Below are 15,540 nucleotides of genomic sequence, written 5' to 3' on the forward strand. Positions count from 1 at the left end.
TTTGTATACTTTAAATCGTAATTATTACGCTTTGAAAGGATTCTCTATGATTGTGGAAAATACGAAGTTATTAATCATTGGTGCTGGTGTACACGGAATGACCCTCGCCATCTCATATATGGAACAAGGCGGGTGCTTGGAGGATTTGATTATTGTCGACCGTCTCACTGACCCGTTATCGAACTGGAAACAACAAACTTCATCCATCTCTATGTCGCACCTACGTTCGACCCGAGTGCATCACGTTTCTTCGAATCCCCATGCGTTGAAACAGTTCGCCTCGCGCTATGCCTATCGTTCCAATCATTTCAAAGATACGTTCGGACGTCCATCGCTCGAACTGTTCAACGACCATGCCGAATCCTCATGGAACGCATATCGCCTTGATGAGCGGTTCCTCGGAAATGAACAGGTGATGACGCTCCGCAAAGATGGCGCACACTATCATGCCCGAACAAATCATCGCCTCATTATCGCGAACTCGGTCATTGTCGCGATCGGTCAATCGGAAAATGTCGTGTTACCTGAATGGGCCGACGAACAATGTCGACACGTGTTCGAAAAAGATCAATCGGATGAATCGGATCAAGTGACTGTCGTCGGCGGTGGCATCACAGCACTTCACTATGTCGTGAAGCGTGCCAATCAAGGTCACCGTGTCACCCTTGTGACGAGACGTCCGCTCGAAGTGAGTCAATTTGACGCCGATCGACAGTTCATGGGACCGAAAGGATTAGATGACTTCCATCGTCTAAAACAAGACTGGACGACAAAACGATCATTCATCGCCCGTGAACGAAAACCGGGATCGGCTCCGAACGATCTCGTCTTAAAAGTGAAGCGCCTCATACAGACGAACGCTGTGACGCACATCATCGGAGAAGTCGAGCGGGACAGTGGTTCGCTATTTGTAAACGGTGAACAACTTGCCGGAAAAGAAGTCGTCTGTTGTACGGGAATCAGACCTCATCCTGTGAAAGAGACATTTCTTCAGCCCGTGATCGAACAATTCAACCTACCTCTCACCCCATGTGGCACCCCTGTCCTGAATGAGCATCTTGAATGGACGCCTGGACTTTACTTGACCGGTCCTTACGCCGATTTGATCATCGGCCCGTTCTCAAGAGCCATCTATGGTGGACAAGAGGCCGCTCGTAGAATTCTCCCCCAACTTCTAGCCACACAAAAAAGCGTCTGACCATGATGGTCAGACGCTTACTTGCTTATTCCTCAAATGAGGCATTCGCTTTTTTCACGACTTCCGCAACTGCGCTTCGGTTGAAACGGAGAAGCGATTGATCGCATTTCAAAACGACATGTGTGTCTTCGATTTGATGAACGACGCCGTGTAAACCGCCGATTGTGACAACGCTGTCGCCACGCTCGAGGGCGTTTTGCATCGATTGTACTTCTTTTTGGCGTTTCGTCTGTGGACGAATCAAAAGGAAGTAAAATACGACGAAAATCAAGATCATTGGTAATAACGCAACGAGTGTTTCCATGAGTAACATTCACCCTTTCCTTCAATATCAGGTTCATTATACCGTGAAACTGAAGCATTGTCACACAATGTCCGACACGTTTCTTTAGAAATTCTTCGCATTCGGCTTGTTGTAGCCGTATTCTTCGAAGAACTCTTCTTTGAAATCGAGCAAGCGGTCTTCGCGAATCGCTTGACGAACCTGCTCCATCAACTTCACGAGGAAGTGAAGATTATGTGTCGTACACAAGTGAAGGCCAAACATCTCATCCGCTCGAATCAAGTGGTGGACGTACGCACGCGAGTAGTTCTTACACGTATGGCAGTCACACTTCTCATCGATTGGACCAAAGTCCGTCTTATATTTCGCTTGTTTGATCGTGACGCGACCTTTCGACGTCATGAGCGTTCCGTTTCGTGCGATGCGAGTCGGCAGAACGCAGTCGAACATGTCGATTCCGCGAATCGACCCTTCAATCAACGCATCCGGTGAGCCAACACCCATCAAATAACGTGGTTTGTTCTCTGGCATGAGCGGTGTCGTGAATTCGAGGGCACGATACATGACATCTTTTGGTTCACCGACCGAGAGACCACCGACCGCATATCCTGGGAAATCAAGAGAGACGAGGTCTTGGGCGCTTTGACGACGAAGGTCCTCATATTCTCCACCTTGGATGATGCCGAAGAGCGCTTGGTCTTCTGGACGTTCATGTGCCTCGAGGCAACGTTCCGCCCAACGGCTCGTCCGCTCGACCGACTTCTTCATGTATTCATGCGTCGCCGGATAAGGCGGACACTCATCGAACGCCATCATGATGTCCGACCCGAGCGCGTTTTGAATCTCCATCGCCTTTTCCGGTGACAAGAACAACTTGTCGCCGTTCAAATGGTTACGGAAATGAACGCCTTCCTCTTGGATATTTCGGAGGTCGGCAAGTGAGAACACTTGGAATCCACCCGAGTCCGTGAGGATTGCCCCGTCCCAGTTCATGAACTTATGAAGTCCACCGGCTTGTTTGATGACCTCATGTCCTGGACGAACCCAAAGGTGATACGTGTTCGACAAGATGATGTTCGCACCCATCGCCTTGACCTGTTCAGGTGCCATCGTTTTGACGCTCGCTTGCGTCCCGACCGGCATGAAGACCGGTGTCTCGAACGACCCGTGCGGCGTATGGACGATTCCGTGCCGCGCTCCGGTCTGTTTGCATGTGTGGATGTGTTCGTATGTGACTGCATGTTTTGTCATTTTGTTACTTCCTTCCTCGTGATGAGCATCGCGTCTCCAAAGCTGAAGAAGCGGTATCGTTCTGCGACCGCAGTCCGATAAGCGTGTAAGATGATGTCGCGCGTCGCGAATGCCGAGACGAGCATGACGAGCGTTGATTTAGGGAGATGGAAGTTCGTGATCAATCCATCGATTGCCTTTAACTCAACACCAGGGTAAATAAAGATATCCGTCCAGCCCGATGACTCGACGAAGTCCCCGTGATCTCGCATGATCGTCTCAAGCGTGCGCGTCGATGTCGTCCCGACCGCAAAGATGCGACCGCCATTCGCTCGAATCTCTCGAAGCGCAGCTGCCGATTCAGCCGACAACTCGAAATATTCACTATGCATCGTATGTTCCTCGATAGAATCAGCCGTCACCGGACGGAACGTCCCGAGGCCGACGTGAAGTGTGAGCGGGATCAACCGGACACCTTTCGCTTTGGCCGCTTCAAGCAGTTCCTCAGTGAAATGAAGACCGGCTGTCGGAGCGGCCGCACTGCCTCGTTCACGGGCATAGACCGTCTGATAACGGTCTTGGTCATCGAGTTGTTCGCGAATATACGGCGGGAGCGGCATCGTTCCAAGCTCGTCTAAAATCTCATAGAAGATGCCGTCATAGTCAAACTTGAAACGACGTCCACCTTCTGGGAGCTCCTCGACGCATTCTGCGCGGAGAAGGCCGTCCCCGAACTCAACGATGGAGCCGACACGAACTTTTTTCGCCGGTTTGACGAGTGCTTCCCATACATCATCTTCCGTCTGCTTCAACAAGAGCAGTTCGACTTTCCCGCCTGTTTCTTGCTTTGCCCCAAAAAGGCGTGCCGGTAAGACGCGCGAATCGTTGACGACGAGCGCATCCCCCTCGTTCAAATAATCGAGCACGTCACGGAAATGGCGATGCTCGATGTCCCCTGTCTCGCGGTCTAATACGAGCAAGCGTGAGCTTGTCCGATCGAGCAATGGGACTTGCGCAATCAACTCTTCTGGCAATTCAAAATCATAATCGTTTACGTTCAATTGAATGTCTTGCATATCTTACTCCTCTTCCTCTTCATAACCAAAATGCGACTTGGCAAACTGTGTGATCATCCGTCCTCGCGGCGTGCGCTGCAAGAATCCTTGTTGCAATAAATAGGGCTCGTAGACATCCTCAATCGTCTGAGCGTCCTCACCGATGGTCGCAGCGAGCGTCTCAAGCCCGACCGGTCCACCTCCGAACCGCTCCACCATGGCTCTCAGTAACCGATGATCGACTTCATCGAGTCCGAGCGCATCGACGTGTAGCCGGTCGAGCGCATCAGATGCGAGCACTGGATCGATTTCTTTCGTACCAGCCACTTGTGCGAAATCACGGACACGACGCAAGAGACGGTTTGCAACTCGTGGCGTCCCTCGTGAGCGTTTCGCAATCGCACCGCTCGCCTCCGGTGAAATCGAGAGACGGAACAACTGGGCCGTCCGGCTGACGATGGCCGCTAACTCATGTGTTTCGTAATATTCGAGCTTCAACGTGACGCCGAAACGGTCACGTAAAGGCGCCGACAACATCCCGGCCCGTGTCGTCGCCCCGACAAGCGTAAACGGTGGTAGGTCGATGCGGACGCTACGAGCCATCTCCCCTTGCCCATAGACGATGTCGAGACAGTAATCTTCCATCGCCGGATAGAGGATCTCTTCAATCGTCCGGCTCAAACGATGAATCTCGTCGATGAACAAGACGTCTCCCGGCTCGAGTGTCGAGAGGATTGCGGCCAAATCACCCGGTCGTTCAATTGCCGGTCCTGCTGTCGTCTTAATTCCGACGCCCATCTCGTTGGCGATGATTTGGGCGAGCGTCGTCTTCCCGAGTCCCGGGGGACCGTATAAGAGCACGTGGTCGAGCGTCTCACTACGAAGTTTAGCGGCCTGAATGAAGACCGACAAATTGCCTTTCGCCTTTTCTTGCCCGATATATTGCTCGAAGCGCTGCGGACGTAAGCTCCACTCTTCAGAGTCTTCATATTGCTGATGAGATTGTGACAACAATCGTTCGTCCATAGCTTCCTCCTTATTTCAGTAACAGCTGTAGCGCGCGTTTTATGTACGCGTCGGTCGTCAATATTTCTCCGCTCAATGCTTTGCGGACTTTTAGGATTTCCCGTTCAGAGTAGCCGAGCGCGACGAGCGCCTCACACGCCTCATCGAGTTCAGATGCACCTTGGGCGAACAACCCTTCGTTCGGCACGTAATCCGGTGCGAGCTCGGATAACTTCCCTTTCAAGTCGAGCGCCATCTGTTTGGCCGTCTTCTTGCCGACTCCCGGGAACTTCGTCAAATACTTCTCGTTCTCGGTTTCAATCGCATCGATCAACGCGTCGATATCGCCGGACGCGACGATGGCAAGCGCACCCTTTGGTCCGATCCCGCTCACGCTGAGGAGTTTATTGAACAGCTCACGCTCACGACGTGACCGGAAACCGTATAACGTCTGTTGGTCTTCACGCACATAATGATGCGTAAACACGATTACATGTTCGTCTTGTTCACGATAAAAAAACGGGTTAGGCACATGTACTTTGTAGCCGACGCCCGAGACATCTAACGTTATATATTCCGCACACACATAGGCGACGGGTCCTTTTACGAATTCAATCACGATGTACTCTCCTTTTTGGTCGGAAAAACTGCATTTATTGTACCATAATGGGCGACACGAAAAAAGGACAGGCGTTTACCTGTCCTGAAGCGATTACCGTGCAAGCATTCGTTCAAGTGCGCGTTTCGACCACTCTGTCGTCTCATGATCGACGCGAATGACGTTCACAGGGTCCGTCTCGAGTGACTCGAGCGCCCAGAGAAGATGTGGCAAGTCGATTCGATTCATCGTGAGGCACGGACACATGAATGGGTTCAACGAGACGATATCAAGATGTGGGTACGTTGCCGCCAACCGGTTGACGAGGTTCATCTCCGTTCCGACCGCCCACTTCGTCCCAGGTGCACTCGCATCAATCTTGTCGATGATATATGACGTCGATCCCGCCTCGTCTGCCAATTGGACGACGTCAAACGTACACTCCGGATGGACGATGATGCGACGATCCGGCTCACGGTCACGGAACGCCTGAATTTGCGATACTGTGAACTTCTCATGGACAGAACAGTGTCCCTTCCATAAGATGACTTTCACTTGCTCGTATTCGCCTTCTGAGACCAATTCTTCACGGAGCGGATCCCAAACAGCCATCGCCGCGAGCGGAATGCCGAGGTCGAACGCCGTGTTCCGCCCGAGATGCTGATCGGGTAGGAACAAGATGCGTTCACCTGCCTCAAGCGCCCACCGGACGATTTCATGGGCGTTCGACGATGTGACGGTCGCCCCACCGTGACGACCAACGAACGCTTTGATGGCCGCTGTTGAATTGACGTATGTAATCGGGATGATGTCCTCTCCAAATCGTTCCGTCAGTTCTTCCCAAGCAATCTCCGTCTGATCGATATCGGCCATGTCTGCCATCGAACAGCCGGCACGCATATCAGGTAAGACGACAATCTGGTCGTCCCGTGTCAACATGTCTGCCGTCTCTGCCATGAAGTGGACACCACAAAAGACGATGAATTCGGCTTCGCTCATCTGTTCTGCGAGTCGTGCGAGCTGGAGCGAATCTCCTGTCGCGTCCGCGAATTGAACGACCTCGTCTTTTTGATAATGATGGGCCGGTAAAAAGAGACGAGTCCCGAGTCGGTCTTTGACCGCCTGAATCCGAGTCTCCATCTCCTCCACTGACAGGTTAGCGTACGTCGGTGGGAGTGTTCCGAGTAGTTGCATCTTTCATTCCTCCTTGTAAATTCAAACTGCAATCAAGCGCGCGGACCGAATGAGTCAATTGACCGAGCGAGATGACATCGATGCGAATGCCTCGATAATCGTCAATCGTGTCGAGCGTGATTCCACCAGACACTTCAATTTTGATGTGCGTCGGTATATGACGGACCCAGTCCCTCAATTCATCTGGCGTCCGATTATCAAGCATCACGATGTCCGGATCGGCTTGAACCGCCTCCATCAGATGTTCGAATGACTCGATTTCGATTTCAATCGGGGTCGTATGACCGACACGCTCACGCGCGACTTGAATCGCGTTCGTTACACCACCCAGTGCGACGATATGATTGTCTTTGATCATGATGGCGTCATCGAGTCTTAAACGGTGATTGTATCCCCCACCGACACGTACGGCGTACTTCTCAATCATCCGAAGTCCCGGAGTCGTCTTCCGTGTATCGGTCACGTGTATCGAGTCATCATCTAGCGCATCGATGCACTGCTTTGTCATCGTCGCGACTCCACTCGCATGTTGGATGACATTCAACAGCACACGCTCCGTCTCTAAAATTGCGCGTGTCTTTCCTCTCAAGACGACGAGCTCGTCTCCAGGGACAACCGCTCTCCCGTCTTCTTGGCAAAAGACCAATTCAAGCCGCTGCATAGTTGCCAGCTCTTCTACGATTGGCTTCCCACAGAAAATGCCCTGTTCTTTGGCAACAATCGTTGCGATCGACTCGTCCTGTGCATCAATCAGCGCACTCGATAAGTCCCCATAACCGATATCTTCAATCAAGAACTGACGTAGCTGTTCGCGTAGGTATATCGTGTTCATCATACCGCTCCATTTCGAGGATGCTTTGCGCGAGAAGACGCGCCGCATCGAGTTGTAAAGTTTGTTCACTTAATTGTCTTGTCACGTGTTTCGTCATGGTCAACGTTTGGGTATTTTGTAAGAAACCTTTCAATTCATCAAGACTTGGTGAAATCGTCAACCATCTTCCAATTTGAGCACGGAACGCTTGAAACGCCAAAGGTGAGATGTCGTACACCAGCGTCTCCTTCGTCACCATGGCCGTCCTATTCAAACGCACCGCCCGCGCGACTCGTTTTCCAAATACCCAACATTCTAAAAGTGAGTTCGAGGCTAAACGATTCGTCCCATGTATGCCCGCATCCGCCACTTCACCGACGGCATATAATCCGTCAACGCCTGTCCGTCCCATATCATCCACTTCGATTCCACCCATATGAAAATGGAGACCTGGACGTACCGGAATGCGGCGAGGATCAATCCTAAGTTTGTCACATGTCAATGCAAGTTTTGGAAACCGTTCACGAAGCCGTGTCACGTTTGTCGTATCGAGATAGACCGTTCCCATCCGTTCTGTCAGTACCCGTGCCACGTCATCTCGAGGCGCGAGACTCCCGAGCGGATGATGCGCCATCACGTGATTCCCTTCGTCATCAACGAGCGTCGCTCCGGCTCCCCGGAGCGCTTCGGTCACGAGGTGAGGCGTTTCGGTCGCCAGTAAGGTGGGGTGAAATTGGATCCGCTGTAAATGTGTCAGCTTGGCCCCACATCGATTTGCCAGAACGAGACCATCACCGGTCACGGTACGCGCGTTTGAAGTCCAATCGATCAGCCCACCGATGCCACCTGTCGCCAATACGACAGCGCCGGCTTCAATTCGAATGGGCACTTCATCACGAAACGCCATCGCGCCGACGACTTTCCCGTCTTTCGTAATGAGATCGTGCACGAGCACCCGTTCCAATACGTTCACGTTATCAGGCATCGACTGACGCAATTGCCTCATGACATGACGTCCCGTCTCGTCGCCACCGACATGAAAGATCCGATTCAATCGGTGTGCGCCTTCTCGTCCGAGGGCATAGCCGCCCTCTTCATGATCGAACCGGACACCGAATCGTTCCATTTCTCCAATCGCTTGACGCCCTTCTTCTACGAGAATGTCGACGCGCTCAGCACACGATGTGTTTTTAGAAGCGAGCATTGTGTCTTCTTTATGGGCCGTACTCGATTTCTCAAGATACGCGCTCGCAATCCCGCCTTGTGCCAAATCGGAGTTGCTTTCTGTCATCTCACCTTTTGAGACGAGAAGAATGGAGAATGATTTTGATAGATGCAAAGCCGTTGCGACGGCGGCAAGTCCCGTTCCGATAATCAAAATGTCAGTTTTCTCTATGTGTAAAGACAATTGTATATCACCTGTTTTTCATATGTAATGTTGACTTGTAAACTAGTTTCGCATAATTTTGTGTAGAAGACAACATGAGAAAAGGGGAGTCCATGATGAACCGCTACTTCGACTACGCCGCTACACACCCGATGACGCATGCAGCATTAGACCATTACGTGGCGATGGCCAAAAACGTTTATGGGAACCCATCATCACTCCATACCCAAGGTTATATGGCAGAAGATTATTTGACAGAAGCAAGACGCTTAATCAAACAGGCGCTCGGTCTTGATATGTTACGAGGAAAATTATTATTCACTGGGAGTGGATCGGAGAGCAATTACATCGCACTGACAAGTTTACGTAAACGGATGAAGGGCAAAGAAGTGATCACGTCTTGGCATGAACATGATTCGGTCGCCCTCTTACTTGAAGAGTGGGAACGGGAAGGAATAATCGTTCATCGGTTGAAACTGAAGGATGGGAAGTTTGATTTAGATGCATTCACACACCTACTCGACCGTGACATCGGGCTCGTCACGCTCCAGCATGTCAATTCCGACACAGGCTGGGTGTTACCGCTCCACCACATCCAATGCCTCTTGAAATATAAGAAAATCCTCTTCCATGTGGACGGGGTCCAGGCACTCGGGAAAATCCCGATTTCTGTCGAAGGCATTGATGCCTATTCGTTCAGTGCTCACAAAGTAGGTGGACCGAAAGGAGTCGGCGCCCTCTACATGGAACGTCTGATTCCTCCCCCATACTATCCGGGGCATCATCAATACGGGATTCGTCCCGGAACGATTGACGTTCCTGGAATCAGTGCCTTTGCAAAAGCACTCGGAGAACGTCAGGAACAATTGACACGTTTTCAGAGAAATTTCATGGCGTTTCGTGCTATCTTGAAAGAGAAGACGTCAGCGCATGTCCATTGGCTCGAGTTTGATGAACAAAGTCCCGCCATTTTCTCCTTCGTCTCCCATCAACGCGACGGACAATGGTGGATGACCGAGCTCGACGATCTCGGGTTCCAAGTATCGGCTGGGTCGGCATGTCGAGCAGGTCAAAATGGACCAAATCGCATGCTCGAAGCACTCGGATATGAGACGAGCGCCTGTCATGGACTCGTCCGCATTTCCTTCGGCGCGCAAACGACCGCCGAAGACACATCGGCCCTCGCCGATGCCATCGTCATTTTAGCAAGGAGAGTCGAACATCATGAACAAACGTTTAGCCGGTGAAGAACGCCGTCGCACACTATTACAATTGATTGAATCGAGCAATGAGCCAATCACAGGATCTGAACTGGCAAGACATGTATCCGTCAGTCGTCAGGTCATCGTCCAAGACCTATCGTTGCTAAAAGCGAAAGGCCATCAAATCGTCGCGACCGCTCGTGGGTATGTCTACTTGCATGGAGACCTCACCCCCTCCACCTATTCGAAAAAGGTAGCCTGTCGTCATACGGCAGAAGAGATGGAGACAGAGATGAACGCCATCGTCGATGAAGGGGTCACCATCAAAGACGTCATCATCGACCATCCTGTATACGGGTCTATCACGGGACAACTCATGGTGAAGAGTCGCCGCGACGTCCGCGCCTTCCTCGAACGAGTGAAGACGCATGGGGCTTCCCCGCTCTCCCAGTTGACGGGTGGCTTCCATATCCATACGCTCGAATCAGACCATAAAGAGGCAATCGATGCTGCGGTAAAAGAATTGGACCGCCTCGGGATTCTCGTATCCGAATTAGATTGAAGAGACGTCACGAATATGTGACATCTCTTCTTTTTCTTTTCAGTCATGTCCGTTATACTGATGGATGGAACATCTTTCCTGAAATCATTTGAAAGGAGGGCTACGTTTTGAACGTCCTCGAGCATCTACTCGCCGTCTGTGGGGTCTTCAGCATTCCCATCGGTATCTTGGTTCAATTCATCCCGAACGAACTCGTTCTCGCATACGGAGGCTTCCTCGTCGACTCGCATGACGCGCCCTTCTTCCTGACGTTCCTACTGGCGTGGGTCTCCTTCACGCTCAGCCAAATCGGTCTGTACTGGATCGGTCGATATGGTGGGCGTCCCGTCGCGCTCAAACTGTATCGGTATTTTCGAATTCGGCAAGACAAGCAACTCCGGGCCGAGCGCTGGTTTGAGAAATACGGTGCATGGATCGTCTGTCTCAGCCTGTTTTGGCGTCAATTATTCGCCGTGAGCGCCGGGGTGATGCGTCTATCGTTCCGTAAGTTTTTGTCGGTGACGACCTTGATTTTCGCCGTCTGGTCATTCATCTTCATCCATGTCGGGATGATGCTTGGTAGCAACTGGCGCATGATCGGTCACTTCATGGACGATGTCATCCCCTTCTTGGCTCTTGCTGTCGGGATTATCCTCGTCGTTCGACATGTTCGTCAGCAACCAAAACGTGTGAAAGAATCAGCTTAACTGAAGCTGATTCTTTTTTGTTGGAAAGGGAAACGCTAATATCTGTCGAATAAGAACCATGTAAGCGAATCGCGGTCATATATATAGGACACCGCACAACGAAAAAGGAGGAATCATCATGTTCCATCGCCGTAAAACGTATACGATTCGACCTGAACGCCTGCAAGAATTCACCGACTTTTTCCATACATACATTTATCCGATCCAGGCGTCGCATGGCGCCCGCCTCGTCGGACGCTGGGTGACCGAAGACAAGTCCGAGGTCATGGCATTATGGGAATACCGGGACCGTGAACATTATGAGCAAGTCGAACGGGACTATCGGGGCAGCGCCTTACGACGGGAAGCGATGAAGAAGCGGGCCCGACTAGGCAAAGATTTGTATATCAAGTCGAGTGAAGAATTCATGATGCCGACCGGTCACTATACGCCACCCCGCACCATCGTTTCTGTGACGGCGTACATTACGAACGAAGCAGGTGAAGTTCTCCTCGTCAAAAATATGCATCGGAACGATTCGTTTGAAATGCCTGGCGGACAAGTGGAAGAACATGAGTCCATCGTGGATGCCATCCATCGTGAAGTACGCGAAGAGACCGGTGCGGAAATCAAAGTAGAAGGGATCACCGGGATTTATCAAAACGTGTCGTCCCGCGTCCTCTGTGTCACCTTCCGCGCCACTTATGTATCAGGTGACCTCAAACCGCAGGCTGGCGAGACACAGGAAGTTGGATTCTATAAAGTTGACGCAAGCAACGTCGGCGACTACATCAAACGAGAGCATTTCCAGATGCGCTTCCTCGATGCCATGGACCCGACCTATATGCCTTACGCCATTTATAAAGTACGACCATATGAACTGATTGAGCGCATTGAACGCCAATCCGTATGACGCAAAAAGGGATGATCCGCTATGTGCGAATCATCCCTTTTCTTTATGCTTCTTGCATGTCTTCTTGTTGAGATTGTCCAGTCTCCACTAACAGTTTCCGGACACGGCGTTTCTCCACATGGAGAACGGTGAACGTCATGTCTTGATACGTGACTTGTGCACCTTTCTCCGGGATGTCACCGAGCAATTCAACGAACCAACCGCCCATCGTGTTGGAATCGACGTCTGGTTCTGCAATCCCCATCTCTTCCGCGAATTCATCAACGTTCATGTCAGCCATACACTCATAGACCCCTTCACGGAGACGTCTGAGATAGACGACGGATTCGTCGTGCTCATCCCAGATGTCGCCGACGAGTTCTTCAAGCATGTCTTCTAACGTGATGAGACCCGCCGTGCCCCCGAATTCATCGAGGACGACAGCCATGTGAGATTGTTTTTGCTGGAGAATCGGAAGTAGTTCAATCAATTTCGTCTGCGGTGACACGTACGTGAGCGGTCGGATGAGCGAACGGACATCCGTCACTTCATCCTTCATCATCGAACGCAAGAAGTCACGTTCCGACAAGACACCGATGACGTTGTCAATCGAGTCTTTGTAGACCGGTAAACGCGAATGTCCACCACTGAAAATCGTGTCTTTGATTTCATCGAGCGAATCGTCGATGTCGACGGCCAGAATATCGATTCGTGGCGTCAGCACATCATCGACCGTAATATCGTTGAAGGCAAAGGCGCTATGGACGAGCTCTGCTTCCGTCTCTCCGAGCACACCTTCCTCTTCTCCCATATCGACGAGCACTTTCAACTCTTCTTCGGTGACGGATGGCTCCTTGTCTTTCATCCCGATCATCCGCAGCGTCAACTTCTTCAAGCCGGTGAAAATCATCGTCACCGGTTTGAGGACTTTGACGAGGAACACAAGGATTCCACTGATGAGAAGCGAATACTTCTCCGCAAACTCTTTCGCGAGCGATTTCGGTAAAATCTCACCGAAAATCAAGATGATGACCGTCGTCGCGAACGTTGACACGAGAAGACCGGTTCCCCCACTGAAAATAGATGTGGCGATGGCGGTCGACACCGTCGCCGAACCGATGTTGACGATGTTGTTCCCGACGAGAATCGTCGAGAGGGTATCATCAAAACGGTCGACGAGACTGAGGACACGTTTTGCGGCTTTATCACCATCTTCCGCCATCCGAATCATCCGGACCCGGTTCACACTCGAGAGCGCCGTTTCTGCCGATGAGAAAAACGCTGACAACATGACGAGAACTACATATAGAATTAAACTTGACGAGGGCACAGGGTCCACGTTAGCTTCACACTCCGTTTCTTCTTAACAAATAATTTTTTTATTCCACAAACTCGAATTCGAAGTCGAGGATTGCCACGACACTACCGTCCTCGGCACCCAACTTACGAAGATCGTCATCGACGCCCATTTGACGCATTTGACGAGCAAATCGTTTGATTGACTCATCATGGTCAAAGTTCGTCATCTTGAAGAGTTTCTCGATACGAGGGCCCGTGATCACGAAGCGATCGTATTCATCGATGTGGATTTGATAGCCTTTCTCTTCCTTCTCATAACGATACACGACACGAGGCGTCGCTGTCTTCTCTTCGAGCTCATCGAGTGGGAATTCTGGTGTCGTATCGACAAAGTTAGCCACTTCGATCAACAAGTTACGAAGACCGTCTTGAGCGAGTGCTGAGATCGGGAAGACTTTGACATCGTCCCCTACCTTCTTCTTGAACTCTTCAAGATGTTCCGCTGCGTCCGGCATATCCATTTTGTTCGCCACGACGACTTGTGGACGCTCGAGGAGACGTAAGTTGTACGACTCGAGCTCACGGTTGATCGTCGTGTAGTCTTCGAACGGGTCGCGCCCTTCCATACCACTCATATCGATCATGTGAACGATAACTTTCGTCCGTTCGATATGGCGAAGGAACTGGTGACCGAGACCGACGCCTTGGCTCGCCCCTTCGATGAGACCTGGAAGGTCGGCCATGACGAAACTACGGTCGTCCGCTGTCTTGACGACACCGAGGTTCGGTGTGATCGTCGTGAAGTGGTACGCACCGATTTTCGGGCGTGCCGACGAGACGACAGAGAGAAGCGTTGACTTCCCGACAGACGGGAATCCGACGAGACCGACGTCTGCGAGGAGTTTCAACTCGAGACGCAACTCACGTTCTTGACCTGGTTCCCCGTTCTCCGCGATTTCCGGAGCCGGGTTGGCAGGCGTCGCAAAACGACAGTTCCCGCGACCACCACGACCGCCTTTGGCGATCGTCGCTTGTTGGCCGTGCTCGGTCAAGTCTGCGATGACGGTATCCGTTTCGGCATCGAACACGATCGTGCCAGGTGGGACCTTGACGATGAGCGGTTTCGCTTTACGTCCGTGCATCCCTTTTGACATCCCTTTTTCGCCATCATGGGCGATAAACTTCTTCGAATAGCGGAAATCAACGAGCGTCCGCAATCCTTCCTCTACTTCAAAGATGACGTCCCCACCGTGACCACCGTCACCACCTGCAGGACCACCGTCTGGAACGTATTTCTCGCGACGGAAAGCGACCATCCCTTTTCCGCCGTCTCCAGCTTTTACAAAAATATTAACCTGATCGACAAACATTTATTTCCCCTCCTTTATGTGAAACGTAGTGGTATCTACGTTCTGTTCGTACACATCGGCTGATGCCTTCACATCGTCCGGGATAGCGCCCGTGACGCGAACCATCAGTCCGTCCGTGAACGTCACATGAATCGGCCCATCCGTGTTGTCTAACAAGCGGACAAGCATCTCTGCCACTCGCGCGTCATCGATGGCGAGTTGGTCGGTTGAAATCGTATACGTCATCCGTCCCTCCCAATTCGCTTGAATCACGACTAGGCTCGTCTGTGGCACGTTCAAACGAACGAGCGCACTCTCTTCGTCGGCCTGTTTCCGATAGCGTTCGTAAAGTTCCTCGAGCTTAGTCGGATCGAGAGCCACATAGAGCGAGATCAATTGAAGCCGATTCATCCATTCGTGACGGACGGTCGATAAGAGCTCGAGTGTCTGTTCTGAATCCATTTGATCCTCTCCTAGAAAAAAAGACTCTAACCAAATAAGTGGCTAGAGTCTTCTGCGTCGTTCAACTTACGCGACTGGGTAAACGCTCACTTGTTTCTTGTCGCGACCAAGACGCTCATAGCGTACTACGCCGTCAACTTTCGCAAACAAAGTGTCGTCGCCACCACGGCCAACGTTTTCACCTGGGTGAATCTTTGTACCGCGTTGGCGGTAAAGGATTGATCCAGCTGAAACTGTTTGTCCGTCAGCGCGTTTTGCACCGAGACGTTTCGAAATTGAGTCACGACCGTTTTTAGTCGAACCAACTCCCTTTTTCGAAGCGAAGAACTGAAGGTTCAATTGTAACAT

17 protein-coding genes are annotated in these 15,540 nt (G+C 51.4%); 5 read left to right on the top strand and 12 right to left on the bottom strand.

All coding sequences use genetic code 11. From position 1 onward, the window contains the following. The first annotated feature begins 46 nt into the window (after positions 1-46). Positions 47-1,198: an NAD(P)-binding domain-containing protein gene (locus tag KOG47_RS09080; protein ID WP_215244097.1), complete on the top strand. Its 1,152-nt coding sequence runs from the start codon at positions 47-49 to the stop codon at positions 1,196-1,198. 25 nt (positions 1,199-1,223) lie between these two features. Here the strand turns inward: KOG47_RS09080 and yajC are convergent, their stop codons facing one another. From yajC to KOG47_RS09120, 8 genes are all read right to left on the bottom strand, one after another. Continuing rightward, the gene (gene yajC / locus KOG47_RS09085) at positions 1,224-1,502 is read right to left on the bottom strand and encodes a preprotein translocase subunit YajC (RefSeq protein ID WP_026826452.1); all 279 of its coding nucleotides are present in this window, start codon (positions 1,500-1,502) and stop codon (positions 1,224-1,226) included. 84 nt (positions 1,503-1,586) lie between these two features. Continuing rightward, positions 1,587-2,732 (bottom strand): tRNA guanosine(34) transglycosylase Tgt, encoded by a 1,146-nt coding sequence (gene tgt / locus KOG47_RS09090; RefSeq protein WP_074037468.1) that lies wholly within the window; start codon positions 2,730-2,732, stop codon positions 1,587-1,589. Next, positions 2,729-3,787, bottom strand: a complete 1,059-nt coding sequence (gene queA, locus KOG47_RS09095; RefSeq protein WP_015881168.1) for a tRNA preQ1(34) S-adenosylmethionine ribosyltransferase-isomerase QueA — start codon at positions 3,785-3,787, stop codon at positions 2,729-2,731. The genes tgt and queA overlap by 4 nt, the downstream gene beginning before the upstream one ends. 3 nt (positions 3,788-3,790) lie before the next feature. Further along, a complete protein-coding gene (ruvB, locus tag KOG47_RS09100) occupies positions 3,791-4,792 on the bottom strand; it encodes a Holliday junction branch migration DNA helicase RuvB (RefSeq protein WP_078146571.1) in 1,002 nt (333 codons plus the stop codon). Between the two features lie 10 nt (positions 4,793-4,802). After that, the gene (gene ruvA / locus KOG47_RS09105; RefSeq protein ID WP_074037474.1) at positions 4,803-5,390 is read right to left on the bottom strand and encodes a Holliday junction branch migration protein RuvA; all 588 of its coding nucleotides are present in this window, start codon (positions 5,388-5,390) and stop codon (positions 4,803-4,805) included. 93 nt (positions 5,391-5,483) lie between these two features. Then, complete coding sequence (gene nadA, locus KOG47_RS09110; RefSeq protein WP_215244098.1) at positions 5,484-6,563, bottom strand: quinolinate synthase NadA; 1,080 nt, start codon at positions 6,561-6,563, stop codon at positions 5,484-5,486. Next, positions 6,526-7,395, bottom strand: coding sequence for a carboxylating nicotinate-nucleotide diphosphorylase (nadC, locus tag KOG47_RS09115; RefSeq protein ID WP_215244099.1), 870 nt, complete (start codon positions 7,393-7,395; stop codon positions 6,526-6,528). The genes nadA and nadC overlap by 38 nt, the downstream gene beginning before the upstream one ends. Continuing rightward, entirely contained in the window at positions 7,349-8,782 is a 1,434-nt protein-coding gene (locus KOG47_RS09120) for an L-aspartate oxidase (RefSeq protein ID WP_215244100.1), read from the bottom strand. The genes nadC and KOG47_RS09120 overlap by 47 nt, the downstream gene beginning before the upstream one ends. 95 nt (positions 8,783-8,877) lie before the next feature. Here KOG47_RS09120 and KOG47_RS09125 point away from each other — a divergent pair, with 95 nt between their 5' ends. The 4 genes from KOG47_RS09125 to KOG47_RS09140 all read left to right on the top strand — a co-directional run bounded on the left by KOG47_RS09125 (position 8,878) and on the right by KOG47_RS09140 (position 12,103). Beyond that, positions 8,878-10,008 carry a cysteine desulfurase family protein gene (locus KOG47_RS09125; RefSeq protein ID WP_214691132.1) on the top strand — a complete coding sequence of 377 codons (1,131 nt, stop codon included), beginning with the start codon at positions 8,878-8,880 and terminating at the stop codon, positions 10,006-10,008. Then, a complete protein-coding gene (locus tag KOG47_RS09130) occupies positions 9,986-10,525 on the top strand; it encodes a transcription repressor NadR (protein ID WP_074037482.1) in 540 nt (179 codons plus the stop codon). The genes KOG47_RS09125 and KOG47_RS09130 overlap by 23 nt, the downstream gene beginning before the upstream one ends. Positions 10,526-10,632: 107 nt before the next feature. Continuing rightward, a complete protein-coding gene (locus KOG47_RS09135; RefSeq protein WP_074037484.1) occupies positions 10,633-11,211 on the top strand; it encodes a DedA family protein in 579 nt (192 codons plus the stop codon). A 118-nt stretch (positions 11,212-11,329) separates the two neighbouring features. Beyond that, entirely contained in the window at positions 11,330-12,103 is a 774-nt protein-coding gene (locus tag KOG47_RS09140; RefSeq protein ID WP_074037485.1) for an NUDIX domain-containing protein, read from the top strand. A gap of 43 nt (positions 12,104-12,146) precedes the next feature. Here KOG47_RS09140 and KOG47_RS14885 read toward each other — a convergent pair whose 3' ends face one another. From KOG47_RS14885 to rpmA, 4 genes are all read right to left on the bottom strand, one after another. Then, positions 12,147-13,421 carry a hemolysin family protein gene (locus KOG47_RS14885; RefSeq protein WP_015881158.1) on the bottom strand — a complete coding sequence of 425 codons (1,275 nt, stop codon included), beginning with the start codon at positions 13,419-13,421 and terminating at the stop codon, positions 12,147-12,149. A gap of 40 nt (positions 13,422-13,461) precedes the next feature. Beyond that, positions 13,462-14,751, bottom strand: coding sequence for a GTPase ObgE (obgE, locus tag KOG47_RS09150; RefSeq protein ID WP_015881157.1), 1,290 nt, complete (start codon positions 14,749-14,751; stop codon positions 13,462-13,464). Then, positions 14,752-15,192: a Spo0B domain-containing protein gene (locus KOG47_RS09155; protein ID WP_215244101.1), complete on the bottom strand. Its 441-nt coding sequence runs from the start codon at positions 15,190-15,192 to the stop codon at positions 14,752-14,754. Between the two features lie 66 nt (positions 15,193-15,258). Next, positions 15,259-15,540 (bottom strand): 50S ribosomal protein L27, encoded by a 282-nt coding sequence (rpmA, locus tag KOG47_RS09160; RefSeq protein WP_015881155.1) that lies wholly within the window; start codon positions 15,538-15,540, stop codon positions 15,259-15,261.

This window comes from Exiguobacterium sp. s121 (assembly GCF_018617245.1).
Lineage (GTDB): Bacteria > Bacillota > Bacilli > Exiguobacteriales > Exiguobacteriaceae > Exiguobacterium > Exiguobacterium profundum.

Excerpts from the sequence above, each read along its gene's own strand:
- KOG47_RS09155 (WP_215244101.1), bottom strand. The coding sequence starts at position 15,192 with ATGGATTCAGAACAGACACTCGAGCTCTTATCGACCGTCCGTCACGAA.
- KOG47_RS09080 (WP_215244097.1), top strand. The coding sequence starts at position 47 with ATGATTGTGGAAAATACGAAGTTATTAATCATTGGTGCTGGTGTACAC.
- queA (WP_015881168.1), bottom strand. The coding sequence starts at position 3,787 with ATGCAAGACATTCAATTGAACGTAAACGATTATGATTTTGAATTGCCA.
- KOG47_RS09125 (WP_214691132.1), top strand. The coding sequence starts at position 8,878 with ATGAACCGCTACTTCGACTACGCCGCTACACACCCGATGACGCATGCA.
- nadC (WP_215244099.1), bottom strand. The coding sequence starts at position 7,395 with ATGAACACGATATACCTACGCGAACAGCTACGTCAGTTCTTGATTGAA.
- KOG47_RS09130 (WP_074037482.1), top strand. The coding sequence starts at position 9,986 with ATGAACAAACGTTTAGCCGGTGAAGAACGCCGTCGCACACTATTACAA.
- KOG47_RS09140 (WP_074037485.1), top strand. The coding sequence starts at position 11,330 with ATGTTCCATCGCCGTAAAACGTATACGATTCGACCTGAACGCCTGCAA.
- ruvB (WP_078146571.1), bottom strand. The coding sequence starts at position 4,792 with ATGGACGAACGATTGTTGTCACAATCTCATCAGCAATATGAAGACTCT.
- obgE (WP_015881157.1), bottom strand. The coding sequence starts at position 14,751 with ATGTTTGTCGATCAGGTTAATATTTTTGTAAAAGCTGGAGACGGCGGA.
- tgt (WP_074037468.1), bottom strand. The coding sequence starts at position 2,732 with ATGACAAAACATGCAGTCACATACGAACACATCCACACATGCAAACAG.
- nadA (WP_215244098.1), bottom strand. The coding sequence starts at position 6,563 with ATGCAACTACTCGGAACACTCCCACCGACGTACGCTAACCTGTCAGTG.
- rpmA (WP_015881155.1), bottom strand. The coding sequence starts at position 15,540 with ATGTTACAATTGAACCTTCAGTTCTTCGCTTCGAAAAAGGGAGTTGGT.
- yajC (WP_026826452.1), bottom strand. The coding sequence starts at position 1,502 with ATGGAAACACTCGTTGCGTTATTACCAATGATCTTGATTTTCGTCGTA.